At 39.6% G+C, this 24693-nt stretch carries 26 protein-coding genes; 7 read left to right on the top strand and 19 right to left on the bottom strand.

The features are described from left to right. The first annotated feature begins 123 nt into the window (after positions 1 to 123). Complete coding sequence (locus I7H67_RS14625; protein ID WP_198308170.1) at positions 124 to 435, top strand: ankyrin repeat domain-containing protein; 312 nt, start codon at positions 124 to 126, stop codon at positions 433 to 435. A 43-nt stretch (positions 436 to 478) separates the two neighbouring features. On the opposite strand, the gene I7H67_RS14630 is transcribed toward I7H67_RS14625, so the two are convergent. The 5 genes from I7H67_RS14630 to ribF form a co-directional block, all read right to left on the bottom strand. After that, positions 479 to 1021 carry an NADPH-dependent FMN reductase gene (locus I7H67_RS14630; RefSeq protein ID WP_151823193.1) on the bottom strand — a complete coding sequence of 181 codons (543 nt, stop codon included), beginning with the start codon at positions 1019 to 1021 and terminating at the stop codon, positions 479 to 481. 136 nt (positions 1022 to 1157) lie between these two features. Next, positions 1158 to 1640, bottom strand: a complete 483-nt coding sequence (locus I7H67_RS14635) for an FKBP-type peptidyl-prolyl cis-trans isomerase (RefSeq protein WP_004640310.1) — start codon at positions 1638 to 1640, stop codon at positions 1158 to 1160. 1 nt (position 1641) lies between these two features. Beyond that, complete coding sequence (lspA, locus tag I7H67_RS14640) at positions 1642 to 2172, bottom strand: signal peptidase II (protein WP_198308171.1); 531 nt, start codon at positions 2170 to 2172, stop codon at positions 1642 to 1644. Beyond that, positions 2165 to 5002, bottom strand: a complete 2838-nt coding sequence (ileS, locus tag I7H67_RS14645; protein WP_198308172.1) for an isoleucine--tRNA ligase — start codon at positions 5000 to 5002, stop codon at positions 2165 to 2167. The genes lspA and ileS overlap by 8 nt, the downstream gene beginning before the upstream one ends. A 61-nt stretch (positions 5003 to 5063) precedes the next feature. Continuing rightward, the gene (gene ribF / locus I7H67_RS14650) at positions 5064 to 6065 is read right to left on the bottom strand and encodes a bifunctional riboflavin kinase/FAD synthetase (protein WP_005308893.1); all 1002 of its coding nucleotides are present in this window, start codon (positions 6063 to 6065) and stop codon (positions 5064 to 5066) included. A gap of 207 nt (positions 6066 to 6272) precedes the next feature. Here ribF and I7H67_RS14655 point away from each other — a divergent pair, with 207 nt between their 5' ends. Then, a complete protein-coding gene (locus I7H67_RS14655; protein WP_198308173.1) occupies positions 6273 to 7406 on the top strand; it encodes a TDT family transporter in 1134 nt (377 codons plus the stop codon). A gap of 80 nt (positions 7407 to 7486) precedes the next feature. Further along, a complete protein-coding gene (locus I7H67_RS14660) occupies positions 7487 to 8053 on the top strand; it encodes a 5'-nucleosidase (RefSeq protein WP_013199285.1) in 567 nt (188 codons plus the stop codon). A 35-nt stretch (positions 8054 to 8088) separates the two neighbouring features. Here the strand turns inward: I7H67_RS14660 and I7H67_RS14665 are convergent, their stop codons facing one another. From I7H67_RS14665 to ubiG, 12 genes are all read right to left on the bottom strand, one after another. Further along, entirely contained in the window at positions 8089 to 8709 is a 621-nt protein-coding gene (locus I7H67_RS14665; RefSeq protein ID WP_013199284.1) for a TetR family transcriptional regulator C-terminal domain-containing protein, read from the bottom strand. Between the two features lie 259 nt (positions 8710 to 8968). Next, positions 8969 to 9769 carry an ABC transporter ATP-binding protein gene (locus I7H67_RS14670; protein ID WP_198308174.1) on the bottom strand — a complete coding sequence of 267 codons (801 nt, stop codon included), beginning with the start codon at positions 9767 to 9769 and terminating at the stop codon, positions 8969 to 8971. Positions 9770 to 9782: 13 nt separating this feature from the next. After that, positions 9783 to 10580, bottom strand: coding sequence for an aliphatic sulfonate ABC transporter permease SsuC (gene ssuC, locus I7H67_RS14675; RefSeq protein WP_005308906.1), 798 nt, complete (start codon positions 10578 to 10580; stop codon positions 9783 to 9785). Further along, entirely contained in the window at positions 10577 to 11752 is a 1176-nt protein-coding gene (gene ssuD, locus I7H67_RS14680) for an FMNH2-dependent alkanesulfonate monooxygenase (RefSeq protein ID WP_005071784.1), read from the bottom strand. Before ssuD ends, ssuC begins: the two co-directional genes overlap by 4 nt. A 26-nt stretch (positions 11753 to 11778) precedes the next feature. Further along, positions 11779 to 12762, bottom strand: coding sequence for a sulfonate ABC transporter substrate-binding protein (locus I7H67_RS14685; RefSeq protein WP_013199283.1), 984 nt, complete (start codon positions 12760 to 12762; stop codon positions 11779 to 11781). A gap of 72 nt (positions 12763 to 12834) precedes the next feature. Continuing rightward, positions 12835 to 13803: a sulfonate ABC transporter substrate-binding protein gene (locus I7H67_RS14690; RefSeq protein WP_013199282.1), complete on the bottom strand. Its 969-nt coding sequence runs from the start codon at positions 13801 to 13803 to the stop codon at positions 12835 to 12837. Between the two features lie 333 nt (positions 13804 to 14136). Further along, entirely contained in the window at positions 14137 to 15492 is a 1356-nt protein-coding gene (argA, locus tag I7H67_RS14695) for an amino-acid N-acetyltransferase (RefSeq protein WP_107882288.1), read from the bottom strand. A gap of 122 nt (positions 15493 to 15614) precedes the next feature. Then, positions 15615 to 15944, bottom strand: a complete 330-nt coding sequence (locus I7H67_RS14700; protein ID WP_004640333.1) for an RcnB family protein — start codon at positions 15942 to 15944, stop codon at positions 15615 to 15617. A gap of 240 nt (positions 15945 to 16184) precedes the next feature. Then, the gene (locus I7H67_RS14705; protein WP_004795500.1) at positions 16185 to 16598 is read right to left on the bottom strand and encodes an RcnB family protein; all 414 of its coding nucleotides are present in this window, start codon (positions 16596 to 16598) and stop codon (positions 16185 to 16187) included. 216 nt (positions 16599 to 16814) lie between these two features. Continuing rightward, complete coding sequence (locus tag I7H67_RS14710) at positions 16815 to 17561, bottom strand: YciK family oxidoreductase (protein ID WP_004795498.1); 747 nt, start codon at positions 17559 to 17561, stop codon at positions 16815 to 16817. Positions 17562 to 17629: 68 nt separating this feature from the next. Beyond that, positions 17630 to 18331 carry an HAD family hydrolase gene (locus I7H67_RS14715; RefSeq protein ID WP_107882287.1) on the bottom strand — a complete coding sequence of 234 codons (702 nt, stop codon included), beginning with the start codon at positions 18329 to 18331 and terminating at the stop codon, positions 17630 to 17632. Beyond that, positions 18328 to 19041 carry a bifunctional 2-polyprenyl-6-hydroxyphenol methylase/3-demethylubiquinol 3-O-methyltransferase UbiG gene (gene ubiG, locus I7H67_RS14720; RefSeq protein WP_003655787.1) on the bottom strand — a complete coding sequence of 238 codons (714 nt, stop codon included), beginning with the start codon at positions 19039 to 19041 and terminating at the stop codon, positions 18328 to 18330. Before ubiG ends, I7H67_RS14715 begins: the two co-directional genes overlap by 4 nt. A gap of 180 nt (positions 19042 to 19221) precedes the next feature. Here ubiG and I7H67_RS14725 point away from each other — a divergent pair, with 180 nt between their 5' ends. Then, positions 19222 to 19839, top strand: a complete 618-nt coding sequence (locus I7H67_RS14725; protein ID WP_049838330.1) for a thiol:disulfide interchange protein DsbA/DsbL — start codon at positions 19222 to 19224, stop codon at positions 19837 to 19839. A gap of 108 nt (positions 19840 to 19947) precedes the next feature. Here the strand turns inward: I7H67_RS14725 and I7H67_RS14730 are convergent, their stop codons facing one another. Both I7H67_RS14730 and I7H67_RS14735 read right to left on the bottom strand, forming a co-directional pair. After that, positions 19948 to 20595: a TetR/AcrR family transcriptional regulator gene (locus tag I7H67_RS14730; RefSeq protein WP_005037677.1), complete on the bottom strand. Its 648-nt coding sequence runs from the start codon at positions 20593 to 20595 to the stop codon at positions 19948 to 19950. A 137-nt stretch (positions 20596 to 20732) separates the two neighbouring features. Further along, positions 20733 to 21371 carry a TetR family transcriptional regulator gene (locus I7H67_RS14735; RefSeq protein ID WP_005308931.1) on the bottom strand — a complete coding sequence of 213 codons (639 nt, stop codon included), beginning with the start codon at positions 21369 to 21371 and terminating at the stop codon, positions 20733 to 20735. A gap of 173 nt (positions 21372 to 21544) precedes the next feature. Here I7H67_RS14735 and I7H67_RS14740 point away from each other — a divergent pair, with 173 nt between their 5' ends. The 3 genes from I7H67_RS14740 to rph all read left to right on the top strand — a co-directional run bounded on the left by I7H67_RS14740 (position 21545) and on the right by rph (position 24608). Continuing rightward, complete coding sequence (locus tag I7H67_RS14740; RefSeq protein WP_198308175.1) at positions 21545 to 22570, top strand: ferredoxin reductase; 1026 nt, start codon at positions 21545 to 21547, stop codon at positions 22568 to 22570. Positions 22571 to 22603: 33 nt separating this feature from the next. Continuing rightward, on the top strand, positions 22604 to 23767 hold the full coding sequence (locus I7H67_RS14745; RefSeq protein WP_013199275.1) for a fatty acid desaturase family protein: 1164 nt from the start codon (positions 22604 to 22606) through the stop codon (positions 23765 to 23767). Between the two features lie 124 nt (positions 23768 to 23891). Continuing rightward, positions 23892 to 24608 (top strand): ribonuclease PH, encoded by a 717-nt coding sequence (gene rph, locus I7H67_RS14750; RefSeq protein ID WP_004795487.1) that lies wholly within the window; start codon positions 23892 to 23894, stop codon positions 24606 to 24608. Positions 24609 to 24693 lie beyond the last annotated feature (85 nt).

The raw sequence follows: 24693 nt of genomic DNA on the forward strand, positions 1-24693 counted from the left end.
TGCATGAATTGAATTAATTGAAGAGTTTAGCTTAATGAAAATACAGCTTTAAAATCAGATTTGCATATCAAGCATGTTCTATGAATATAATAACGCTGAATTTTCTTATTTTTAGGTATTTACGTGAAAATTAATTCTTTCTCTTCATTACCTGAAGATAATGAAGAACTCTCTCTTCCTGAATTAGTCTATTGGGCTTCTTTGGGGGACTTAGATCAGGTAGAGCAATTGCTTTTAGAAGGGCAAGATCCCAATCAGGCAGATGATGAAGGCTATAGTGCTTTGCAAGCAGCTGCTGAAAATGATCATTTAGAGATAGTTAAACTCTTGGTAGAAAAAGGTGCTCAAGTCGCTTATAAAAGCGAATATACAGCGCTACAGCTTGCAGAAATGGCTGGTAATATAGACGTAGTAAATTATTTAAAAAGCTTATAAAAATAAAACGCCTCTATTTTGTTTGTAGAGGCCTTTTTTAAATTTAAGATAAGTGATATTTCTGTAGTTTCTCAACAATTGATTGAAGCCCTTTTACTTCAAACTCATTAGCTTCGAATTTTTCATCTTTATTGCGTTTAAAGATATCTCGTATCTCTATTACAGCATTGGGATCAATGATACTTAAACTTGAGGTGACTTGACGTATTTGGCTAATAGATCGAGAACCATTCGTTGAGCCATAACCAATAAATGCAGCTGGTTTACCACTCCATTCTTTGCCTACATAGTCCAGAGCATTTTTTAGAGCTGGACTGTAACCATGGTTGTATTCTGGGCTAATAAAGATAAAAGCATCTGCTTGAGCAATTTTGTCTGCCCATTCTTGTTGTTTAGGTTGATCATAAATTCCGGTAGCAGGTGGATGAGATCCTGAAAATAGAGGTAAATCCCATTCTTTTAAATCGACTACTTCGGTTTGGAAATCGTTTAGACCCAATGTTGGAATTGTTGATTCTACCCAATTGGCAATTTTAATTGCTGTACGTCCTTCACGAACACTTCCCACGACAATATAGACCAGCATGTATTTTTCCCAAGGATTTTTATACTTATAACTTAATTCATTACATGGGGAGCTGAGAATATAGAATTTGTAAGGATTCTTATGTTATGAAAAAAATTGGATAATAAAAAAGCCCTCATTGAGAGGGCTTTTTTATTTACATGAGTTTAATGCCTTGTTGGCCTTCAGGAGTAACCTTGAATATTTCTACTTCAAAGGTAATGTTTTTCCCAGCTAACGGGTGATTAAAATCAATTTCTGTAATGTCATCATTAACTGACTTCACTACGCCGAATAAAGTTGTTTTTGCCTTATCTTCAAACTCAATCATATGACCAGGAATAGGGCGTTGTTCAAACTTAACTGTATCGAAAGTTTGAATATTTTCTGGATTCCATGGGCCAAATGCATCTTCTGGTGGAAGATGCACTGTACGGCGGTCTCCAGCACGTAAACCAAATAATGCTTTTTCAAAGCCAGGTAAAAGATTTCCGTCACCAATAGTCAAGGTAACAGGTTCTTCACGGTTACGTGTATTATCGATTTCTACACCATTTTCAATAGCGACAGAAAAGTGTAGATCGACTTTAGAGCCGTCTGTAATACGAATTTCTTCGTTAGGTTGGATAATTTCGGTCATATTATGCATCCGAATTTTGGTTGCGTTGCTTCTCAAGGAAGAATGTATCGATGAGTAGCAAGATGGTACCTAAGGTAATAGCACTGTCCGCAATGTTAAAAGCTGGAAAGTGATGATTTTGGTAATAAACATGAATGAAATCGACTACATAACCTAGGGTAATACGGTCAATTAAATTGCCTAAAGCTCCACCTAAAATTAAAGCGATGGCTACAGGTAGCACCACTATTTTTTTAGGCATACGAAGCAACCAAAATACAAAAAGGATTGAAACTAAGCCTGCTAAAGATGTGAAGAAATAGCGCTGCCATCCTCCTGCATCTGATAAAAAGCTAAAGGCTGCACCATAGTTATGTAATAGTGTCCAGTTTAAAAATGGAAGCACAGGCACTGGATCTGCGTAGTTCAGATGTGTACTTGCAATCCATTTTGTCCATTGATCCAAAACAATGGCAAGGACAGAGAGTCCAAGCCAAATGAGATTGTGTGGATAAAACTGGAATAAGCCTTTTTTAGCTTGTGAATTAGGCATATTTTCTCACTTCGCCACGACCAGTGACGTTCACAATACAACGACCACATAAACCAGGATGATCGGCATGTGTATTTACATCTGGAAGGACGTGCCAGCAACGTGCACATTTTTCACCTTCAGCTGCAGATATTTGTACACGTAAGCCTTCCATTTCAGTTGCTTCACCTTGCTCAGCAAATGGATGTACTACTACTTGAGAAGTAATAAGAACAAAACGGAGTTCATCAGCCAGTTGGTTTAAAACTGTTTGTAATGATTCATTTGCCCAAAGTTCAACTTTGGCTGAAAGATTACTGCCGACAAGTTTAGCGTTACGAGCTGCTTCAATCTGTTTATTTACTGCAGATTTTACGCTAATCAATGTTTGCCAATCTTCTTCAGAAAGTAAGTTTGCTTTTGATGAAACAGGCAAGTCATACCATTCTGAAGTAAATACATACTTTTCAGTTTGTTCTGGAATCAGTGGCCAAGCTTCTTGAGCGGTAAAGCTTAAGATTGGGCTCATCCAACGGATAAATGCTTGGACAATATGATAAAGCGCTGTTTGTGCAGAGCGACGTGCTTGTGAGTCAGCCTTAGTCGTATATTGGCGATCTTTGATAATGTCTAGGTAGAAACCACCTAAGTCATTAATACAGAAGCTTGTTAACGCGCTACACACTACATGGAAGTTCATTTCTTCGTAAGCAGTGATAATGGTTTGTTGTACTTCATTCGCGCGTTGCAAGATGTATTGATCTAGAGCGATGAGGTCATCTACTGCTAAAGCATCTGTACTTGGTTTGAAACCATTTAGATTCGCAAGCAAGAAACGTAGCGTATTACGAATACGGCGGTAGCTATCACTTACACGGTTAAAGATTTCTTTAGACGCTGCAATTTCATAGCGATAGTCGCTAGAAGCTACATATAGACGTAAACCATCAGCACCAAGCTGTTTGATGATTTCTTCAAGCGGAATGTAGTTGCCTAAAGATTTTGACAACTTACGACCATTTTCATCCACTGTAAAACCATGTGTTAACAAGGCTTTATATGGTGCGCGATTGTGGATTGCCATAGACGTTAATAAAGAAGATTGGAACCAACCACGGTGTTGGTCTGAACCCTCTAAATATAAATCAGCAGGGCTTTCTAATTCTTCACGTTGCTCAAGTACAGCGTAATGTGTTGTACCAGAGTCGAACCATACATCGAGTGTATCGCGGACGGCGTTGTACTGTTCAGCATCTTCACCTATGAAGTCTTTTGCTTCACGTTTGAACCATGCTTCGATGCCTTCTTGTTCGATCAGTTGAGCAACTTCTTCGATGAGTTCAGGTGTACGGGGATGTAATTCATTCGTATCTTTATGAACGAAGAAAGGAATTGGAACACCCCAAGTACGTTGACGTGAGATACACCAGTCCGGACGACCTTCAATCATTGATTCAATACGGTTTTTACCCCAGTTCGGTACAAACTCGATATCGTTTTCAATCGCGTTAAGCGCGCCTTCACGTAAGCCTTTTTGATCCATGCTAATGAACCATTGTGGTGTAGCACGGAAAATAATAGGAGTCTTATGGCGCCAGCAGTGTGGGTAACTGTGTTTAATTGGTTGATGAGCCCATAAACGGCCTACAGCACCCAAAGCTTCAATAATCTTTGGATTGGCTTTATAGATGTGTTCACCAGCATAGATTGGAGCAGTTGGTAAATAAACACCGTTACCACCGACTGGATTATCTACTTTAAGGTTGTATTGAAGACCTACTTTATAGTCGTCTGCACCATGGCCAGGCGCTGTATGTACTGCACCTGTACCGCTTGTTGCAATAACGTGTTCGCCCAAAATCACTGGAACTTGACGATCAGTAAGTAGAGGGTGTTGTAAAGTAAGGTTTTCAAGAGCTGAACCTGTAAAGTCAGCTAAAACACCTGGGTTTTCAAGCTTGTAACGTTCAATTGCTGAAGCAACTAAGTCTTTAGCAAGAATGAAGTTTTGCTTACCGCGCTCAGTAGATACTTGTACCAATTGATATTCAATTTCGGCATGCAATGCAACCGCTTGGTTAGCTGGTAATGTCCACGGCGTAGTCGTCCAGATCACAATATCAGTTGGATCTTGAACTTCTACGTTTAAACGGGCACTTAAATCTTTAAGATCTACAACGCCAAAACCAACGTCAATTGCATCAGATTTTTTATCTTCATATTCAACTTCAGCTTCAGCAAGTGCTGAACCACAGTCCATACACCAGTTCACTGGCTTTAAGCCCGGCTGGATATGACCATTTTTCTGGATTAAGCCTAAAGTACGAACAATATCGGCTTCTTGTTTATAGTTCATGGTGAGATAAGGATTATCCCAATCACCTAAAATACCAAGACGTTTAAAGTCAGTACGCTGTAAATCAATTTGTTTTAGAGCATATTCACGGCAAAGTTTACGGAAGGTCGCTGCATCAACTTTTTCGCCAACTTTACCTACTTTTTCTTCAACTTTTAGCTCAATTGGCAAGCCATGACAGTCCCAACCTGGAACATAAGGTGCATCAAAACCTGCCAAAGTACGGCTTTTTACAATCACGTCTTTGAGTACTTTATTGACTGCGTGACCTAAGTGAATTGTACCGTTCGCATATGGAGGGCCATCGTGCAAAATATATTTTTTCTTGCCAATACGCGATGCACGAATCTGCTGATAAATGTTGTCGGTATACCACTCTTCTAACCATTTCACTTCACGTACTGCCAAATTTGCTTTCATTGCAAATTGAGTATCCGGCAGGTTTAGCGTGGCTTTGTAGTCCACTGCATTCTCAGGAGTTTGCTTATCGCTCATGCAAGTTTTCATCCAGTTTAATCAGCTAGGGAGCCGACATGTTTTACAATCAAAATTCGAATTAAAAAGGAAATTGTGTCGTGTCGTTACGGTATTGTCGTAACTGCTGCACGTCATTATCAATTCCTGCCTTAAGTGCCTCAAGCGAAGGGTAGTTCAATTCACCATGAAGATAGTGAAGGAAAGTCACCCGCATAAATAAGCCATACAGATTAGCAGAAACATCAGGGAAATGTACTTCTAATCTCCACTCTGGATGTTCTTGCTGAATGGCTGGACGTGTACCGACATGTCCTGCGCCATAGAGGCTGTTATCATGATATCCGGCAATTCCTGGTTTTTCGGGTGTATCTTGACGCACTTTTTGAGTAAGTGAGGTTGTTTCACAAATGACTTCAACACCATAAATCCCATTTAAACATGGCTTATGGCGGTTGAGGCGAACATTAATCGTTGGAAAATCGAGAGTTCGGCCAATCTGGTCGCCATATTGAACTCGTCCAGTAATACTGTAAGGACGACCTAATAATTTAGCAGCTAAGGCAAGATTTCCTACCTGAAGCACTTGGCGAATACGAGTTGAACTTACGCGTTCACCTTCAAGTTCAATCGTATGTAAATTTGTGACCCCAAATCCGTAATCTTTTAAAAATTCGCTGTTGCCTTGACGGTCCTTACCGAAATGAAAATCATCTCCTAAAACTAAAGACTGCGCGTTTAATTTATCTTTTAATAAGTCTGCAAAGGCAGACGCGCTCATACTACGGAAATGCTGATCAAATTTAGCAACTGCAATGTAATCAACCCCAAGCTCAGTTAGGTATTCAACTTTTTCTCGTAGTGAATTAATACGAGGAGGCGCATCGTAGCCTTTAAAGAATTCAAGAGGTTGTGGCTCAAAAATCATAACCAATGTTTTTAAGCCTTGTGCTGCAGCAATTTTTTTGAGTTGAGCAATCATCGCTTGGTGACCTAAATGGACACCATCAAAATTACCAATAGTTACCGCTGTTTGAGGTAACTGAAAATTGGGCGATAACGCATTAAGACGAAGCAGTTTCATGAACTTAAAATATGGCTATTTTTGCAAGGGCTATATATTGCCATAATCTCACAGATTCGTCTTGTTGTTGTGTTTTTACTCAGTTATTTTTCAACATGAATATTTGTATATCTAAAATATTGATGAATTAAATAAAAATAAATCAATTTTTCTTATTAATGGTTTGCTCTACTATATCTTTATCCACTCTTTGATTAGAGAACTAAAATGAAAAAACCCTTTTACCAATTAAATCATAGCAAAGATGTTATACGACATTTTACTCCAAATTGGTTTACAGCGACTATGGGTACTGGCGTGGTCAGTATGATTTTAATTCAGCTTCCATTTGCTCAATCATTTTTATTCACGTTAGCAACTTTGTTATGGCAATTTAATATTGTTTTATTCAGCGTTTTTTCAGTTCTTTATTTATTGCGGTGGTTTCTTTTCCCTCATGAAGCGAAGCAAATATTTAACCATCCCAATATGAGCTTGTTTTTAGGCGCTATTCCAATGGGGCTCGCTACAATACTAAATGGCTTTTTAAGCTTCGGTGTGGGGCTTTACGGTGAAGTTGCGATACATATTGCTCAAGCTTTATGGTACATGGATGTCTTTTTAGCACTAGCAATTGCGTGGATCGTACCGTTTTGTATGTTTAGCCGTCAGAACCATCAGCTACATACCATGACTGCAATCTGGCTTTTACCTGTGGTTGCATGTGAAGTAGCAGCAAGTTCTGCGGGCATGTTAGTAGCTCATTTACCAGCAGATTTGCATAGCTTTCATTTATTAATGGCGGGCTACGTACTTTGGGGGATTTCTGTTTTACCCGCATTCGCTATTTTGACAATTTTAATGCTGCGTATGGCTTTACATCAGTTACCGGAAAAAGAAGTCGCAATTTCTAGCTGGTTGTCTTTAGGACCGATTGGTACAGGTGCTTTAGGTCTCTTGTTGTTAGGAGAGCAGGCCCAAAGAGTGGCGCCAAACGTAGGATTTGAACAATTTGCGAATGTCTTTCAAGCTTTAGGAATTGTGGGCAGTCTCGTGCTTTTAGGCTTTGGGTTATGGTGGCTGGGTCTTGCAATTTTAACAACGCTTCGTCACGCAAAGACAGGTATCCCATTCAATTTGGGTTGGTGGGGCTTAACCTTTCCATTAGGCGTATTTATTCTTGCACTGTTTAATTTAGGGTATCAGGTTGAAATTGTATTTTTACAATACGTTGCTGTGGCATTGAGTCTTTTATTATTGACAATGTGGGGCGTGGTAATGAAGAAAACGCTAGCAGGCGCATATAGCGGCCAACTGTTCTTTTCTCCGTGTTTAATCGCCTTACAACAAAAAATGCAGTAATGATGAAAAGGTGCAAAAAGCTTTTGCACCTGATTTATACTTATTTTCTAATTTATTTAATTTTGATTTGAGCTTTTTGAATGAACACTGATATTGCTTTAATTATGGCACTTCCTAATGAATCTAAAGGTTTGTTTGAGCAGGCAGGTGTTGAAGTCCATTACAGTGGTATTGGTAAGATTAATGCTGCCTTTAAAGCATTTGAGGTTATTCAAAAAACTGGCTGTAAAACTTTAATTAATCTAGGTACAGCTGGAAGCTCTGCGTTTAATCGACATGATTTGGTCGAAGTAAAAACTTTTGTACAACGTGATATGGATGTTTCACCGTTAGGATTTGAAGTAGGTGTAACGCCGTTAGATGATCACTTGCCAGCTGAAATTCATCTTCAATCACATTTTGCTGATTTGCCAAAAGCAATTTGTGGAACTGGAGATTCATTTGAAACGGGGCAGCCAAAAGTAGCTTGTGATGTGGTAGATATGGAAGGGTATGCCTTAGCCAAAGTCTGCCATAAGTTAGGTGTACGACTGATTTCGGTGAAATATATTACTGATGGTGCAGATGACACTGCACATGTAGATTGGGAAGAAAATTTATTATTAGGTGCCCAAAAACTTTTAGCGCTTTATCAAAATCATTTCTAAAAAAGATCGGCAAATTTGCCGATCTTTTTTTGGTTTTAACGAGGCAATACGCCGTAGAGCATTAGGTGGACTGTATGCTCAATTGAGCGTTGGAACATGCTTCGGTTACGCAGTGTTTTTCCGGTCACCATTTCCATTTGGGTTGCAAAATCTGCATAGTTTTGCGTAAGGCCCCAAATATTTAAGATCAATAATTCTGGGTCGATATCTGGTGAAATCTTTCCTTCTTCTTGCCAAGTCTGAATGACTTTAGCTTTGCGCTTAAATAGTTTTTTTAATGGTCCTTTGAGTATAGGTAAAATATGCGGAGCGCCTTGAATGATTTCTAATGCAAACAATCTAGATGCTTTCGGTTGGCTACGAGACAGTTCGATTTTTTGTATTAAATAGTGAGATAAGGCTTCAGCTGGTTCTAATTCAGCTTCTAGAGTTTGTAAGGGAGCTAACCATTTTTGTAAAACGGTCGTGAGCACTTCTACGTATAAAGACTCTTTATTTTCGTAGTAATAGAAAATATTCGACTTATGCATGTCGGCGAGTTGGGCAATTTCATCCAGACTTGCGCCAGTGAACCCATAGACTGAAAATACGTCAAGGGCGGCAGCAAGAAGCTGATTGCGCTTTTGGGTACTCTTTTTTTGTTCCATCTGCTGCATAATTAAAAAAATAATACTCCCATTGTAAGGGAAATTGTTTGATTTGTGCACAGGTGTCTTGCTTTTTTAATCAAAAAACGGCTAGTTATTTGCGTAATAGATATACTATTGTGCAAAAAATAGAGAGATTCACTAGTTTATTGTTATTATTAAAAATATTTTTTAAATTTCGCCCTAAAAAAGAGCAATAAAACAGCAGTTTTATTGCTCGTAAATTGGGCATTTTTCGGCTGAGCATTTCTGATTACTCATCGCAATCTTAAGTTGCCAAAACTGCATCGAGTACTTGTTGTTCAAGTTGGGCAAAAGTAATGCTCTTTTTACGCGGGCGTGGAAGATTAACTTGGAAACTTTGAGCAATCTGGCCCTTATCTAATAAGATAATACGGTCAGCTAATTGCACTGCTTCACTTACATCGTGTGTGACTAAAATGGCAGTAAAACCTTGTTCTTTCCACAAGCGCTCAATCAAACTTTGCATCTCAAGCCGAGTTAGAGCATCTAATGCACCTAAAGGCTCATCAAGCAATAAAATGCGTGGCGTATGCGATAGTGCACGTGCTAAGGCTGTACGCTGACGTTGGCCACCTGAGAGTTGAGAAGGCCATTGTCCTGATTTTTCTTTTAAACCCACCTTTTCCAGTAATTCTTCTGCTAAAGCATGTTGGGCTTTAGGTAAACCCAGTTGAACATTTTGAAGGATATTCCTCCAAGGAAGTAGGCGTGGGTCTTGGAACATTACTCGAATATCATCGTTAGTAATCCCTTCACGCAAATGTCGAGCAGATTTGAATTTGATTTCTCCAAAACTGGCTTTTTCAAGTTGAGCAATTAAACGTAGTAACGTACTTTTGCCACAACCACTTCGACCAACAATTGCTAAAAACTCACCAGGCTGGATGTGTAGGTCAAGATCTTCAAGAACCTTTACCTCGCCATAGAATTTATAAAGTTGCTCAATCAGAATCTCTGCACCTAATACAGGTTCTTGAGATTCTGTTGGTTCTTCCGGAATGAACTGCACTTCATTCTGATTAATATTTAAATTCAGATTTGTCATGTTCTAAGCTCCCTTATTTCTGATATCCAGAGTGCCAACGTAGTAAATAGCGTTCTAAAAGCTGGGCTAAAACATCGGCTAGTTTGCCTAGTAAGGCATAAAGAAGAATACCGACCAGAACTACATCTGTTTGTAAAAACTCACGTGCATTCATGGTCATATAACCAATACCTGCTTGAGCTGAAATGGTTTCAGCGACAATGAGCAATACCCAAACCAAACCTAAAGCAAAACGTAGACCTACTAAAATAGAAGGCATTGCACCTGGCAGAATAATTTCTTTGTAAAGCTGCCAGCGAGAAAGGCCGTAACTTTTACCCATTTCGATCAATTGAGGGTCAACTGACCGAATACCGTGATAGGTATTAATATAAATCGGGAAGAAAACGCCTACTGCGACCAAGAATAATTTCGCTGTTTCATCAATACCGAACCACAAGATTACGAGTGGAATAAGTGCTAATGCTGGGATGTTACGAATCATTTGCAGAGTCGTATCGAGCAGGGTAGAGGCGAAGCGTGAAGAGCCATTAAGTAAACCTAAGAGCAGACCTAAGCCACCACCAACCAAAAGACCAATCAAAGCGCGACCAGCACTTACTTTAACGTGATGCCATAATTCTCCACTAACGAGAAGATGCCAAAAAGCGGAGACTACAGCAGTCGGTGCAGGCAAAATACGGTTCTCTAAAAGACCTGAGCTTGAGGCAATTTGCCAAACAACCAATAGAACAATTGGGAAAATCCAAGGCAGCAAACGCTGCCCGATTTGTTTTGTTCCACGTGAAACAATACTTTCGTCTTTGCTCATGCAGGCTCCTTGACGGAACTATTTTGCTTCTTCTCGTCTGGAACATAGTTATTGGCAATGATCTCACCGAATGGACCGGTTAAATTTGGCTGAGCAAGTTTGGCGCGAGTTTCGATTGGTAATAACGGGAAGACCAACTCTGCAAAACGGATTGACTCTTCAAGATGTGGATAGCCTGAGAAAATAAAAGTATCGATACCTAAATCAGCATATTCCTGAATGCGGGCAGCAACTGTTTCTGGGTCACCTACAAGTGCTGTACCAGCACCGCCACGGACTAAACCAATACCTGCCCAAAGGTTTGGAGATACTTCAAGTTTGTCTCGGTTACCGCCGTGGAGAGCTGCCATACGTTGTTGGCCTACAGAGTCCATTTGTGCAAATTTTTTCTGTGCTGCAGCAATAGTTGCATCATCAAGATATTGGATAAGCTCGTTCGCTGCTGCCCAAGCTTGTTCGTTGGTTTCACGAACAATCACATGCAAGCGAATGCCGTAAGTTAACTTACGACCTTTAGCCTCAGCTTTAGCACGAACATGTTCGATCTTTTGTTTTACGGCTTCAGGTGGTTCACCCCACGTAAGGTAAGTATCGACTTGCTCAGCTGCAAGATCGACAGCGACGTCTGAAGAGCCACCGAACCAAAGTGGTGGATAAGGCTTTTGCACAGGTGGGTAAAGTAGTTTTGCATCATCTACTTGTAGGCGTTCACCGTGGAATGTAAAAGCTTCACCCGTATGTGAACGCGTCAAAATTTCACGCCAGATTTTTACATATTCATTGGCAGTTTGATAACGCGTTGAGTGATCTTCATATAAACCATCGCCGCGTAGTTCGGCCTCATCACCACCAGTCACTAGGTTGAGTAACACTCGACCATTCGACAAGCGGTCAAATGTTGCAGCCATACGCGCTGCCAATGCTGGTGTTGTTACTCCTGGACGTAACGCAACTAAAAATTTAAGGTGTTGAGTTGCATCAATCAGGCTAGCTGCCGTAATCCAAGGATCTTCACATGAACGACCTGTTGGAATAAGTACACCTTCGTAACCTAAATTATCTACCGCCACAGCAATTTGCTTCATATAGGCATGGTCAACCTGACGAGCGCCTTTACTTGTACCTAAATAGCGACTATCACCGTGGGTAGGAATAAACCAGAAAATTTTCATGTGCATTACCTATATGTCTATTGAAATTACTTGGCAATCCAAACAGCTTGTTTGATGCTGATTGGTTTTGGAATGATGCCTTGTTGAGTAAAGATGTCTGCGAGTTGCTGCTGCTCAGCAATCACTTTGCTGTTCAGCGGAGCGGCTGATGAAGGACGAGGACGGCGTTTAATAAATAAGTCACTGGTTGCAGGCTTCAGTCCTGTGCTTTGGCCAATGGCTGTTGCCGTTTCTGCTTGATGGCTTTGAACCCATTTGTCAGCTTGATTAATTTGTTTGATGAGTCCAGAAACAGCTTTCGGATGTTGTTTAACAAAATCTGGAGCTGCTAAATAAAATGTATAGTTCGGGCTTAAGCCTTTACCTGATGCAAGAACACGAGCTTGATCTTCTAGTTGTGCTGAAGCGAAGTAAGGATCCCAAATGGCCCATGCATCAACAGCACCTTTTTGAAATGCTGCGCGAGCATCGGCAGGTGTAAGCCAGATCGGAGTAATATCACTCCAGTTTAGGCCTGCTTTACGTACAGCTTGTACAAGTAAGTAATGTGAACTCGAACCTTTTTGCAGCGCAATACGTTTACCTTTAAGATCTTTAAGTTGTTTGAGCTGCGAGTTTTTAGGAACTAAAATTGCTGATGCTAGCGGTTTAGCTGCTTCATAAGCAATGTAATATAAAGGCTTTCCAGCTGCTTGTGCGTAGACTGGAGGAGTGTCCCCAGTAACTCCGACATCAAGGGAACCGACAGCCAAAGCTTCTAAAATTTGTGGTCCAGCAGGGAACTCATTCCAAGTCACTTTGGCATTTGGAAATTCTTGTTCAAATAGTTTTTGCTGTTTGGCAATCGCAAAGTTAATCGAGCTTTTTTGAAAACCAATACGAAGTTCTTTTACAGTTGGATCAATTGCCCAAGCTGGCGCTGCGATTGTTAAACCTAATACAGCGACTGCACTGATGCGTTTAGCTAATTGTGCCCACTGACTCGTATTAAATAATGACTGATGTTGCATATTGATATCCTTGTTCCCCTTGAGGTCAGGCACAGCATTTATAGGATTATTTAAGCCGTGCCCAAGCTGGGTTTATTTCAGTTTTAAAATGGCGTCTTGAATGGTGAGCTTGTTAGGAATGAGCTTTTGCACATAAAAGGCATCAGCTACTTGTTGTTGTTCTTGTGCCACCTTGTCAGAGATTGGCTGAACTCCAAAACCCATACGTGAAATGGAAGTTTTGAGTACATCAAACTCAAGCGCTGTAGGTTTTTCGAGTAATTTGGCAGCTTCATCCTGATGTGAACTCACCCATTCAGTTGTCTGGTTAAGAGTTTGAACAACTGTATTGAGAACTTTTGGATTATTTTCTGCAAATTTACGGTCAGCTAGATAGAACTGATGATTGCTTACTAAATTTTCACCAGTCGCTAAAACTCGAGCTTGAATTTGATGTTCAGCTGCTGCAAAGAACGGATCCCAAATGACCCATGCATCTACTGCACCTTTTTCAAAGGCAGCACGAGCGTCTGATGGCGGTAAATAAACTGGTTGAATATCACTTAAGCTTAAGTTGTTGGCCTCTAGAACTTTTAATAATAGGTAATGAACATTCGAACCTTTATTAAGAGCAACACGTTTGCCTTTTAAATCTTTAATAGAGTGGATAGGAGAGTCTTTTTGTACCAATAATGCTTCGGCTTTTGGCGCAGCAGGTTGGTTTGCGACATAGACTAAATTTGGATTGGCCGCTTGAGCAAAAATAGGTGGTGCTTCACCTGCTTCACCGAGTGAAACGCTCCCTACATTTAAGCCTTCAAGCAATTGAGGGCCAGCAGGAAACTCAACCCATTTTACTTGCACGCCTTGTTCTTTTAGTACTTTTTCTAGGTCACCACGAGCCTTTAAGATAGGAAGAATGCCATATTTTTGATAGCCAATATTTAAAGTTGTAGTGGCCTGTTCCTCTTTTTTGGCACAACCACTTAACATCATCACTCCTGCAAGGCTGGCTGCGATGACTGAATATTTTGCCCATGAAGTGGTGTTGAAAAGTGCCATGAGATTTCGTGCTCCCCGAAAGAGAAAAAGAAAAAATAATTGGATGAGCAGATACCCTAAAGGGATTTTTATTTCAGAAAAAATAAGTATTCGGTCTTTATTTATGCAAAAAAAAGCTAAAAACAATAGGCTATAAACTTATGCAAAAAAGTGATTTATCTAATAGAAATATATTTAATAAATTAGGAGTAAGTTGATGTAAATAAAATAAAAAATATTAAAACATTAAAAATAGAGATTTAAAAAAAGTACAACCATAAATTAATAGCGTTTATGGTTGTACTTTTTTAACTAAGCTTATCTGAAATAAGAATATCTTAAAAAGAGCAAAGGCTAGGGAAGCAGTTTCTTAAAGACTAAAGAATTCCTTTGATAGTTATAGAGTGCCTGACGGGCATTAGGTAATTCATCAACGCTGACCTGATGAAAACCATGTTCCAAAAACCAGTGGGCGGTACGCGTTGTTAAAACGAATAACTGACGAATACCTTGTTCTTTGGCTTTTTCTTCAAGAAATTGCAGAATTTGGCTACCACGGTTTGATTTACGATAACTTGGATGTACTGCAACACAGGCAATTTCTGCAGAACGAGTTTCGTTAAATTCGGTTGGAATTGGATAAAGCGCAGCACACGCTAGAATCATACCGTCGCGTTCAATAACAGCGAACTGGCTGATTTCTTGTTCCAGACGTTCACGTGAACGATAAACCAAGATGCCTTCTTCTTCCAACGGACGCAATAAATTCATTAAACCACCCACATCTTTAATATGGGCGGTACGAACTTCTTCATAATGCGCATCTGTAATCATGGTGCCTATACCATCTCGAGTAAATAACTCTTCGAGAAGGGCGCCATCATAGGCATAGGAAATGAGATGAACGCGGTGTACACCTGATAAAGACGCTTTTTTTGCTTGTTGCAAATGCAGGGTTAGTGTTGGACTAATAGTTTGATATTGTTGAATATAGTAGTCTAGTTGATGTGGGCTTAATTCACGTAATATTTGTTCATCTTCATTCAGAAGACCTTGTTGCTCCCCAAGAAAAATCAGTTTATCTGCTTTTAAATAAGTTGCAGTTTTGGTCGCAACTTCTTCTGCTCGCAAGTTAAAGACTTCGCCTGTAGTGGAATAACCTGTTGGCCCCAGTAGCACAATATTATGATTATCAAGGTGTCGTTCAATTGCATCGGTGTCTATTGAACGAACCTCACCTGTAAGCTGGAAATCCATGCCATCACGAATGCCATAAGGTTTAGCAGTCACAAAATTACCTGATACGACATCGATTCGAGCACCGTACATGGGGGAGTTTGCTAAGCCCATAGAAAGCAATGCTTCAATTTCTAGGCGAATAGAGCCTACCGCACTCATGACACAGCTTAAAGATTCACGTGTGGTAATACGGCTGTTGTCATAAAAAGGGGTTTCAATTCCTTTCTCTTTAAGATTTTGATTAATTTGCGGACGTGCACCGTGCACAAGAATTAAGCGAATACCAAGAGAATGAAGTAACGCAATATCATGAATGATATGTTCGAAATTAGGATGACGAACTGCTTCACCACCGAACATCAGTACGAATGTTTTATCACGGTGAGCATTAATGTAGGGTGCTGAATGTCGAAACCAGTGTACATAATGCTGGGGGTTATTATGCGACTTTTCTAAAGACTTGCTTGGCATACCGATCTCGAATCAACAGCAAAAAGATATAAAGATGATTCTAAACAAAAAAGATTAAAGCCGCATGTTTTAGATAAAAAAACACCCAAATCTAAGTTTGGGTGTTTAAATTTTTTTTTAAATTAGTGAACCACTCTAATGATTTTATGGCTTTGTTCATTTACCAGCACATAATTTCCGTTCACCTTGTACCATTTTTGGTAGCGACCTGGTTTCGTTAATTTTTGATGCTGACGATAGTCAATCACGTAACGTGAGTGTTGATATTCACGGGGTACAACCTGACCTGCTCGCCAAACATTACGATGGTCGTCTTTTTTAATTACTTTAACGGTTTTTACTTCATGGTTTTGATAGTTGCCATGATGGTTATGATCGTTTGGTGCTGCCATTGCTGTTGTTGCAACTAAACCACTAAGTGAAAGAACAATCGCTGTTGTTAATTTTTTCATTGTAAACCTCGAGTGATGAATTAAATTTCAATAACTAAAGATTAGTGAACAATTACAGATAAATCGTGGAGGCTACGAAGAATAAATGTGAAAACTAATGATGAAATAAGAAGAAATTAAGAAAATACGAAATATTAAAATATAAAAATCTATTTATTTTTTAAATATATAAGTAATAAAAAAAGGATAAAACCATAAGGCTTTATCCTTTTTGCTCAGCGATAGCGAGGTTCTATCGCTTTAAAAACCACGAATACTCACAATACTATTAGAATCAGTGTCGACTAAAATATAGTCATTGTTGATTTTGTACCATTGCTGATTACGGTCTGGTTTTGGCAAGTTACTATCTTTATAGTCAACTTTATAGCCATTGCCACGATAGTGCTGTGGCATAACATAACCAGGCTGCCAGCGATGCTGTTTAAGCCGTTCAAAACCACGTTCTTCGCGCATACGGCGCTCGTCACGGACACGATCTTCATCATGATCACGTCCAAATCCTGGCCCACGATCGTTCCATTCACCGCGTGGTCCTCCACCTTTAGGACCTTTCGGGCCATGGCCTCGGTCAAAAGGAGGATCAGCAAAGCTTGCCATACTTGTGGTGAGTACAGCTATGGAAAGGGTTAAGATTGTGAACAACTTTTTCATGATGCATCCTCGTTTACATCTGATGTCTCTCATGTTGAATACTCTACGCGCAAAATGCAGAGAAACTGTGAAGATCATTTAATGGTTCAATTAAAATTACGGATAGATCAAGAGTTTTTATCAATAATAAAAAAGGCTTGAATATATCTTTTCAGGTATAGGCAAGCCAGATTTGATGATCGGCTGTAATTTTCTTTAGCTTTTCATCTTTAACTTTTAATCCTGTGCATCAATACTTTGACCATTGAGCGCCAAGCTATCTTCACCCATTAAATAGAGATAAGCAGGCAAGATCGACTCTGGTGTAGGTAGTGTTTTCGGATCTTCTTGTGGATAGGCTTTAGCACGCATTGCAGTACGTGTTGCACCTGGATTAATGCAGTTAAAACGGATATTCGGATAAGTATGTTCCGCTGCAAAAATTTTGCTCACCGCTTCAATTGCAATTTTTGAAACAGAATATGCGCCCCATAAAGCACGTGCTTCACGGCCTACACCTGAACTGGTAAATACAACAGAGGCATTTTCTGATTTTTGCAAAAGTGGTAATAATGCTTGAGTTAAAGCAAAAGGCGCGCGTAGGTTAACTGCCATGACATCATCCCAAGTTTCGGTTGGATAATGTGCGAGCTCTACGCGTTCACCTAAAATACCTGCATTATGTAAAATGCCGTCTAGACGCCCAAACTGCTTTTCGAGCGTATCGACTAAAAAGTCATAATCACGGTCAGAAGCACTTGAAAGTTGTAATGGTAAAATCGCTGGTTGCGGTGCACCTAGGCTTTCAATTTCATCATAAATAACTTCAAGTTTATTTAAGGTTCTACCATGCAGTACAACGGTTGCACCATGTAGGGCATAAGTCAGAGCGGCAGCTCGCCCAATTCCATCGCCAGCACCGGTAATTAAAATAATTCGATCTTTGAGTAGATCCGGACGAGGTTGGTATTCTGAATATTTCATTGGTAAACCTCCTTCTTTTTATATTGATAAAACAAACAACTGTTAAAAAAGCCTATAAAACTCTTATGTTAACTTATCATACGCTGATTTTCCTGTAGAGCAGGAAGCTTTTGACGTAACATATGGTGTAATTCTGTCACTGTATTTACAATCGAGTCGGCCTGCCATGCAGCGAGATCATCACGATGTTCGATTGGTAAATAGCCATATGCAGCCAAAATAGTATACATATCGGCATTGCGACCAGCATCAATATCACGTGGATGGTCACCCACATAGATAATTTCATTTGCTGGGATATTTAACTGTTTAGCCGCCAAATACATTGGTTCTGGATCTGGCTTGGTTTTACTGACATCTTCAGGACATACCAAAACCGCACAGCGTTCGGTCAGATTTAACTTTTCTAAAAGAGATTCACTTAATCCGCGTGGTTTATTGGTCACAATACCCCACGGAATTTGCTGAGCTTCTAACTCTTCTAAAAGTGGATACATACCTTCAAACAGGTCTGTATCAACCACAATATTATTGCCGTAAATATCTAAAAAGTTTTGACGATGCGCCAAGAAAATTGGATTGGCCACATCCAGCTCTGGATAGACCAATTTAACCATCGCACGTGCACCTTCAGAAACCTGAGTGCGAATGAGATCTGCATCAACAACTGGGCGTCTTTCATCACGGCACATTTGCTGAATAATACGAATGAAGTCGGCAGCCGTATCGATAAGAGTACCGTCTAAATCAAATAAAACAGCTTTCATCATGCACCTGTATTTATCGTGTGAACCATATAATTAACGTCAACATTTGGCGCTAACCAGTAATGCTTGGTCAGTGGGTTGTAGTGCAGTCCTGTCATTTCTTTTAGAGTAAGACCTGCATTACGAATGTCATGTGCCATTTCAGATGGTCGAATAAATTTATGATAATCATGTGTACCTTTTGGCAACATGCGTAGTACGTATTCTGCGCCAATAATGGCAAATAAATAAGATTTTGGGTTACGGTTAATGGTTGAGAAGAACACATGTCCACCTGGTTTAACCAAAGCCTGACAAGCTCTTACAATAGATGCTGGATCTGGAACGTGTTCCATCATTTCCATGCAAGTGACCACATCGTATTGACCGGCTTGTTCTTGTGCTAATTCTTCTACAGGAATTTGGCGATATTCAATATTTTGAACATTGTCTTGCTGAGCATGCAAACGGCCAACAGCTAGCGGTGCTTCACCCATATCAATACCAAGTACATCTGCGCCACGACGTGCCATGCTCTCTGCCAAAATACCGCCACCACAACCGACATCAAGTACTTTTTTACCAGCAAGGCCGCCTACACGTTCATCAATCCAGTTTAAACGTAGTGGATTAATTTGATGAAGTGGGCGAAATTCAGAATGTTGATCCCACCATTTGGCAGCAAGTGCTTCAAACTTTGCGATTTCTTGTAAATCAACATTCAATTGCGACATGGTGCTACCTCTAAACTTGGGTTATCTTTTTGGATATAGTTCGCCGTTAGTGTAGCGATTATTGGGAAAAAAGCGATAAACCCAATAAAAAACTTCACAGAAGCAAAACGAATTTAGCATATTTGTTTTATATTTAGAGCATAAGCTAATGCATAACAACTTAGAGGAAAAGCTGTAGCAATGAAAAAATTGGTTTTGGGTGGTTTAAGCGCAGCAATTATGGCCGTATCGGGTAGTGCAATGGCAGCAGATTTTGTTGCTGGTAAAGACTACACCGTGATTGCCAATCCAGGCAAAGTGGAAGTTCCGGGGAAAATCGAAGTTCGAGAGTTCTTTTGGTATGGATGTCCACACTGTTTTAAACTTGAACCGCATATGCAAACGTGGTTAAAACAGATTCCTAACGATGTGCGTTTTGTACGTACACCAGCTGCTATGAACAAAGTATGGGAACAAGGGGCGCGTACTTATTATACATCTGAGGCATTAGGTGTACGTAAACGCACGCATTTACCGTTGTTCCATGCGATTCAGGTGAATGGTCAGCAAATTTTTGATCAGGCTTCTGCGGCGAAGTTCTTTACTCGTTATGGCGTTCCTGAACAGAAATTTAATAGCACTTACAACTCATTTGCCGTGACTGCAAAAGTTGCCGAGTCAAATAAACTTGCTCAACAGTACCAATTAACAGGTGTTCCTGCGGTTGTCGTTAATGGTAAATATGTTGTACAGGGTGAAGATGGTAAAGTTACTCAAGTTCTTAATTATTTAATTGAGAAAGAACGTAAAGCAAAATAAGTTGTTTAGGCTTTACTTCAAAAATGGGCTTCATATGAAGCCCATTTTTATTTAATTAAAATTTATATTGATGTTCAATTTTTTGTTAATTATCACGAAATATTTCAATTAATTTTTGGGGTTTTCATCTTCAATTTGAAAATTTAAAACATCAAAATTAACAGTTTGAGTTGGCAGCGATAATGCCTGATTAATATATAAATTAATTAATTTTTGGCGAGAACCAATAGAGCGCTGGTAATACGTAGAATTTAAAAGCAGTGATGCTCCATAAGTCAGTGACCAGATATAAGACAAATAATCACGAATCGACATGTCATAATTTAATGATTTTAAATAATTTTCTGTAATATCTTTAATTGCTAAAATACGCTGTTGGCGGATTTCATAAAGCTCTTCGAAAAGATGCTTCAACTTAGACTCTGTCATTGTCAGATTTTCTTCAAGTTGATGCAATAAAATGGTTTTTCCAGGTGTAAGCAAATGGTGAAGCATGTAATGAGGGGCATACTCTTTGAAATCTGTATTATATTTCTTAGAAATTTCTAAAATTTGCTTTTCATTTTGAATAATGAGCTCAAGTAGAAGCTCATTTTTGCTTCTAAAATGCTTATAAAGAGTGCCTTTCGCAATATCTAGCTCGGCCACTAACTCATCTAGAGTAATTTCCTGATTGTTTTCTAGTAACAACTTTTCTGCCACGCTTAGAATTTTTTCTTTGCGCATCAAAAACTGTGTATGACGATCAAGATTCATAGGTATTCCCACACCAGTTTGGCCTAACTAATAATTTACTTCCTGTAAAAAGAAAAAGACTTTTCTCGAAATTTTTAGCCTTTTTCTTTCTCTCTTTACGTATTACCACATAACCTGTTTTTTGTCATTTGCCGCTTCTACCGTTCCCAGTTTGCAATCCCTCTAAACAGTAAGCGAACTTGTGTAGAAGCATTTTCAATAAAGGCAGTTTGTTGCAGCTTGAGCTGTTCACCTTGATATTGTTTTGATAGGTTGAGCCACGTCATTGCCCATGTAAATGACATGTTGGTCAAAATAGTGGATAGAACATTTAAGTCTTGAGGTTGTTGAATATGTTTAAAATTTTCAAGTTTAGTCAGATCAGTTGTTAGATCTTCAATTAGAAATTCGATTTCTCTAGCAATGGCTGCACGGACCGTTTCTGAACCGCCCCAACGCTCGGAAATCATAAATTGCCACTGCTTAGGGCTATGATTTACCGCCTGAACAAATAGCTCAATGCTGGTCTGTGTTTTGGTCGATTTATGTTGTAAATAACTTTGACCCAATTGATGTAAAACACTTTTTAAATGTAGGGCAACTTGGTCAACCAATTCCTTACCAAGTTCATCCATGTCTTGAAAATGACGATAGAACGCTGTCGGTACTAAACCAACTTCACGTGCAACTTCACGCAAACTGATACTACTGAACGAACGCCCAGACGTGCTCAGATGCAAGGCTGCATCTAGAAGTGCCTGACGACTTTGCTGTTTTCGTTCATCCCGTATCGACATTAAAAGAACCTATTTAAACCGTGAGCCAGAGTCTAACAAAAAAGAGCAAACTTTCATAAAAAAAATAGTGAACAAGTGTTGACTGAGTGAACAGTTATAAATATAGTGTACATATGTTCACTATACGAACATGTGTTCACTCAAATAAATAGCCAGATACAAAAGAGGAACGTATGAACGCAACACTCAGTTATCAGCCACATTTGGTTCGAGAAGATTTCGTTGATTTTGTTTTGCAGAAAATTAACGTGACTTGGGCTTGGAAACGTGTACTTGCAGAAGTTATCGCAGTTCAGTCTCTACATACTGATATGGTGCTTATTAAGCTTAAACCGAATCGTAATTTTAAGTTCGATCAGGTACGTGCTGGGCAAAGCATTCTATTAACGCTACTTATTGATGGAGTTTACCAACAGCGCAGTTATTCAATTATTAAAGTAACTCCTCAAGGTGAAATCTGTTTAGGTATTAAAGTACAAGGCTTGGTGTCTAGTGCAGCTCAACGATTGCATGTTGGGGAGTGCATTGAGATTTCACAGCCACAAGGTGAGTTTACTTTGCACCAAGGCCAGCAACCCGCGATTTTAATTGCGTCAGGTAGTGGTATTACTGCAATTTATTCACTTTTGCAGCAAGCTTTGAAGCAGCAGCTTAAACAGATTCATGTCATTTATTTTAATCGTGCAGAAATTTTTCATGCTGAACTAAAAGCTTTGGCAGAAAAGCATCCAGAGCTTCACTATCATTTTTTTAATACCGCCGAGCAAAAGCAGCATTTAACTGAAGACCTATTGCAAAAGTTGGTTCCTGATTACGCGCAGACCGCAACGTATGTGTGTGGACACCATGGCATGATGGAACAGGCAAATGAAATTTATGCGCAGCAAAGTGCTCAGTCGCAGCTTCATCAAGAGTTTTTCATGCCTGTTCAAGTCGAACAGTCTAATGAAGCACAACCCATCGTATTTCGTCGCTCGCAACAAAACTTTATTGCCACGACAACATTATTAAGCAGTGCAGAGCAAGCTGGCTTACGTCCACAGCATGGTTGCCGTATGGGTGTATGCAACCAATGTACGTGTACCAAAGTCAGTGGTGTCACCCAGAATATATTAACAGGTGAAATTGACGATCAACCAAATCGTGCAATTAAGTTATGTGTGAATCAGGCATTAAGCCCAGTCACTATTGATCTATAAAAACAAACATAAAAGAGATTTGAGGATACCATTATGAATATGGCAGTAGAACTTAAAGCAACATCAAAATCGGTACATTTAACCCCAGAGCAAACAGAAGCTTTTGGTCGCCGTATTGAAGAAATTCGTCTTGAAGTGATGAAAGATCTCGGTGAAAAAGATTCAAAATATATTTATAAAGTACGTAATTTTGTACGCTACACCGAAATTGCATCACGTGGCATGTTGATGTTTGGTGGTTGGATTCCACCAGTATGGTTGTTAGGTACGGCTATGCTAGGTGTATCTAAAATCGTTGAAAACATGGAACTCGGTCATAATGTGATGCATGGTCAGTTTGATTGGTTAAATGACCCGACGCTTAACGGTGCAACCTATGACTGGGATACGGTGTGTACTGGTGAAGACTGGAAATATACCCATAACTATAAGCATCATACTTATACCAATGTGTTTGGCATGGATCATGATATTAGCGGTTATGGTGTGATGCGCATGAGCCGTGAGCAAAAGTGGGAAACCCGTTTTTTATTCAACGTGCCAATGGGTTTTGTATTGTCAACGGGTTTTGAATGGCTATTAGCTTTGCAACGTCTAGAGATGGAAAAAGTGTTGTTTGATGGCACCAAAACTTGGAAAGAAGTATATGTAGAATCTAAAAATCTACGTAAAAAAATGGTACGTCAGTTTGGTAAAGATTATGTGCTGTTCCCACTAATTGCAGGACCAATGTTTCTGCCAGTATTGGCTGGTAACTTTTTTGCTAACTTGATCCGTAATTACTGGGCATCGACCGTGATTTATTGTGGCCATTTCACAGAAGACTCTGAAATTATCACTGACAATATTGATAATGAAACTAAAGCAGAGTGGTACTTACGTCAGATTCGTGGTTCAGCAAACTTTACTGGCGGTAAGATTATGCATTTCTTGAGTGGTAACTTGAGTCATCAAATCGAACATCATTTGTTTCCCGATGTACCTGCCAACCGCTATCAAGAGATGGCACCTAAAGTACGTGAAGTTTGTGCAGAGTTCGGTCAACAATACAATACCGCGCCCTTTGGATCTCAAATTGTGAGTGTGTATAAACGTCTGGCTGTTCACTCTTTGCCTGACAATGTGGTTGATCGTTTGGTGGCGACTAAGCGGACCTTTGTTGAGGCAGTGAAAGGCATGTTTGGCAAAGCTGCTTAATAAAGATAGAGCATTGTTTGAGTCATTAAGCGATGCTCTTTACCAATAAGTAAAAGGGAAAGTACGTGTAATTGAGATATACTACGGTGCAATTATATTTGTGCCATTGTTTTAAGGAATCATTATGCGTATTGACCAAAGAGCATTAGACCAGTTACGTGAAGTGAAAATCACACGTAACTATACCCGTTACGCAGAAGGTTCAGTTCTGGTTGAATTTGGTCATACCAAAGTATTGTGTACTGCAAGTATCGATAATTCGGTTCCACGGTTTTTAAAAGGAAAAGGACAGGGCTGGGTCACTGCTGAATATGGCATGTTACCGCGTTCAACACATTCACGTTGCGACCGTGAAGCAGCGCGTGGTAAACAGTCAGGCCGGACACAGGAAATCCAGCGCCTAATTGGACGTAGCTTACGTGCTATGGTCGATTTGAAAAAGCTTGGCGAAAACACAATTACCATCGACTGTGATGTGATCCAAGCTGATGGTGGTACGCGTACCGCTTCAATCACTGGCGCGGCTGTAGCGTTAGTTGATGCGATGAATGTTTTATTGTCTCAAAAGAAAATTAAGCATGATCCACTTAAAGGGTTAGTTGCTGCAATTTCTGTAGGTATGTATCAAGACGAAGTATTGCTTGATCTTTGCTATGAAGAAGATTCGAACTGTCAAACTGACTTAAACGTGGTAATGACACAAGCAGGCGAATTTATTGAAATTCAAGGTACAGCTGAAGATAAACCATTTACTCGTGCACAAAGCAATGACATGTTAGAAATGGCTGAAAAGGGAATTGCCGAGCTCATTAAAAAGCAACAAGAAGCTTTAGGCTGGTAATTTTACGCTGTCTAAAAACGCATCTTCGGATGCGTTTTTTTATGCCTTCATCAAATCGACATAAAAACATCACTTGCCTGTCACT

Origin of the sequence: Acinetobacter sp. ACIN00229, from assembly GCF_016106645.1 — a bacterium.
Taxonomy (GTDB): Bacteria; Pseudomonadota; Gammaproteobacteria; order Pseudomonadales; family Moraxellaceae; genus Acinetobacter; species Acinetobacter oleivorans.

Coding starts and splice junctions, on each gene's coding strand:
- I7H67_RS14630 (WP_151823193.1), bottom strand. CDS start 1,021: ATGCTGGTCTATATTGTCGTGGGAAGTGTTCGTGAAGGACGTACAGCA.
- I7H67_RS14635 (WP_004640310.1), bottom strand. CDS start 1,640: ATGACCGAAATTATCCAACCTAACGAAGAAATTCGTATTACAGACGGC.
- lspA (WP_198308171.1), bottom strand. CDS start 2,172: ATGCCTAATTCACAAGCTAAAAAAGGCTTATTCCAGTTTTATCCACAC.
- ileS (WP_198308172.1), bottom strand. CDS start 5,002: ATGAGCGATAAGCAAACTCCTGAGAATGCAGTGGACTACAAAGCCACG.
- ribF (WP_005308893.1), bottom strand. CDS start 6,065: ATGAAACTGCTTCGTCTTAATGCGTTATCGCCCAATTTTCAGTTACCT.
- I7H67_RS14655 (WP_198308173.1), top strand. CDS start 6,273: ATGAAAAAACCCTTTTACCAATTAAATCATAGCAAAGATGTTATACGA.
- I7H67_RS14660 (WP_013199285.1), top strand. CDS start 7,487: ATGAACACTGATATTGCTTTAATTATGGCACTTCCTAATGAATCTAAA.
- I7H67_RS14665 (WP_013199284.1), bottom strand. CDS start 8,709: ATGCAGCAGATGGAACAAAAAAAGAGTACCCAAAAGCGCAATCAGCTT.
- I7H67_RS14670 (WP_198308174.1), bottom strand. CDS start 9,769: ATGACAAATCTGAATTTAAATATTAATCAGAATGAAGTGCAGTTCATT.
- ssuC (WP_005308906.1), bottom strand. CDS start 10,580: ATGAGCAAAGACGAAAGTATTGTTTCACGTGGAACAAAACAAATCGGG.
- ssuD (WP_005071784.1), bottom strand. CDS start 11,752: ATGAAAATTTTCTGGTTTATTCCTACCCACGGTGATAGTCGCTATTTA.
- I7H67_RS14685 (WP_013199283.1), bottom strand. CDS start 12,762: ATGCAACATCAGTCATTATTTAATACGAGTCAGTGGGCACAATTAGCT.
- I7H67_RS14690 (WP_013199282.1), bottom strand. CDS start 13,803: ATGGCACTTTTCAACACCACTTCATGGGCAAAATATTCAGTCATCGCA.
- argA (WP_107882288.1), bottom strand. CDS start 15,492: ATGCCAAGCAAGTCTTTAGAAAAGTCGCATAATAACCCCCAGCATTAT.
- I7H67_RS14700 (WP_004640333.1), bottom strand. CDS start 15,944: ATGAAAAAATTAACAACAGCGATTGTTCTTTCACTTAGTGGTTTAGTT.
- I7H67_RS14705 (WP_004795500.1), bottom strand. CDS start 16,598: ATGAAAAAGTTGTTCACAATCTTAACCCTTTCCATAGCTGTACTCACC.
- I7H67_RS14710 (WP_004795498.1), bottom strand. CDS start 17,561: ATGAAATATTCAGAATACCAACCTCGTCCGGATCTACTCAAAGATCGA.
- I7H67_RS14715 (WP_107882287.1), bottom strand. CDS start 18,331: ATGATGAAAGCTGTTTTATTTGATTTAGACGGTACTCTTATCGATACG.
- ubiG (WP_003655787.1), bottom strand. CDS start 19,041: ATGTCGCAATTGAATGTTGATTTACAAGAAATCGCAAAGTTTGAAGCA.
- I7H67_RS14725 (WP_049838330.1), top strand. CDS start 19,222: ATGAAAAAATTGGTTTTGGGTGGTTTAAGCGCAGCAATTATGGCCGTA.
- I7H67_RS14730 (WP_005037677.1), bottom strand. CDS start 20,595: ATGAATCTTGATCGTCATACACAGTTTTTGATGCGCAAAGAAAAAATT.
- I7H67_RS14735 (WP_005308931.1), bottom strand. CDS start 21,371: ATGTCGATACGGGATGAACGAAAACAGCAAAGTCGTCAGGCACTTCTA.
- I7H67_RS14740 (WP_198308175.1), top strand. CDS start 21,545: ATGAACGCAACACTCAGTTATCAGCCACATTTGGTTCGAGAAGATTTC.
- I7H67_RS14745 (WP_013199275.1), top strand. CDS start 22,604: ATGAATATGGCAGTAGAACTTAAAGCAACATCAAAATCGGTACATTTA.
- rph (WP_004795487.1), top strand. CDS start 23,892: ATGCGTATTGACCAAAGAGCATTAGACCAGTTACGTGAAGTGAAAATC.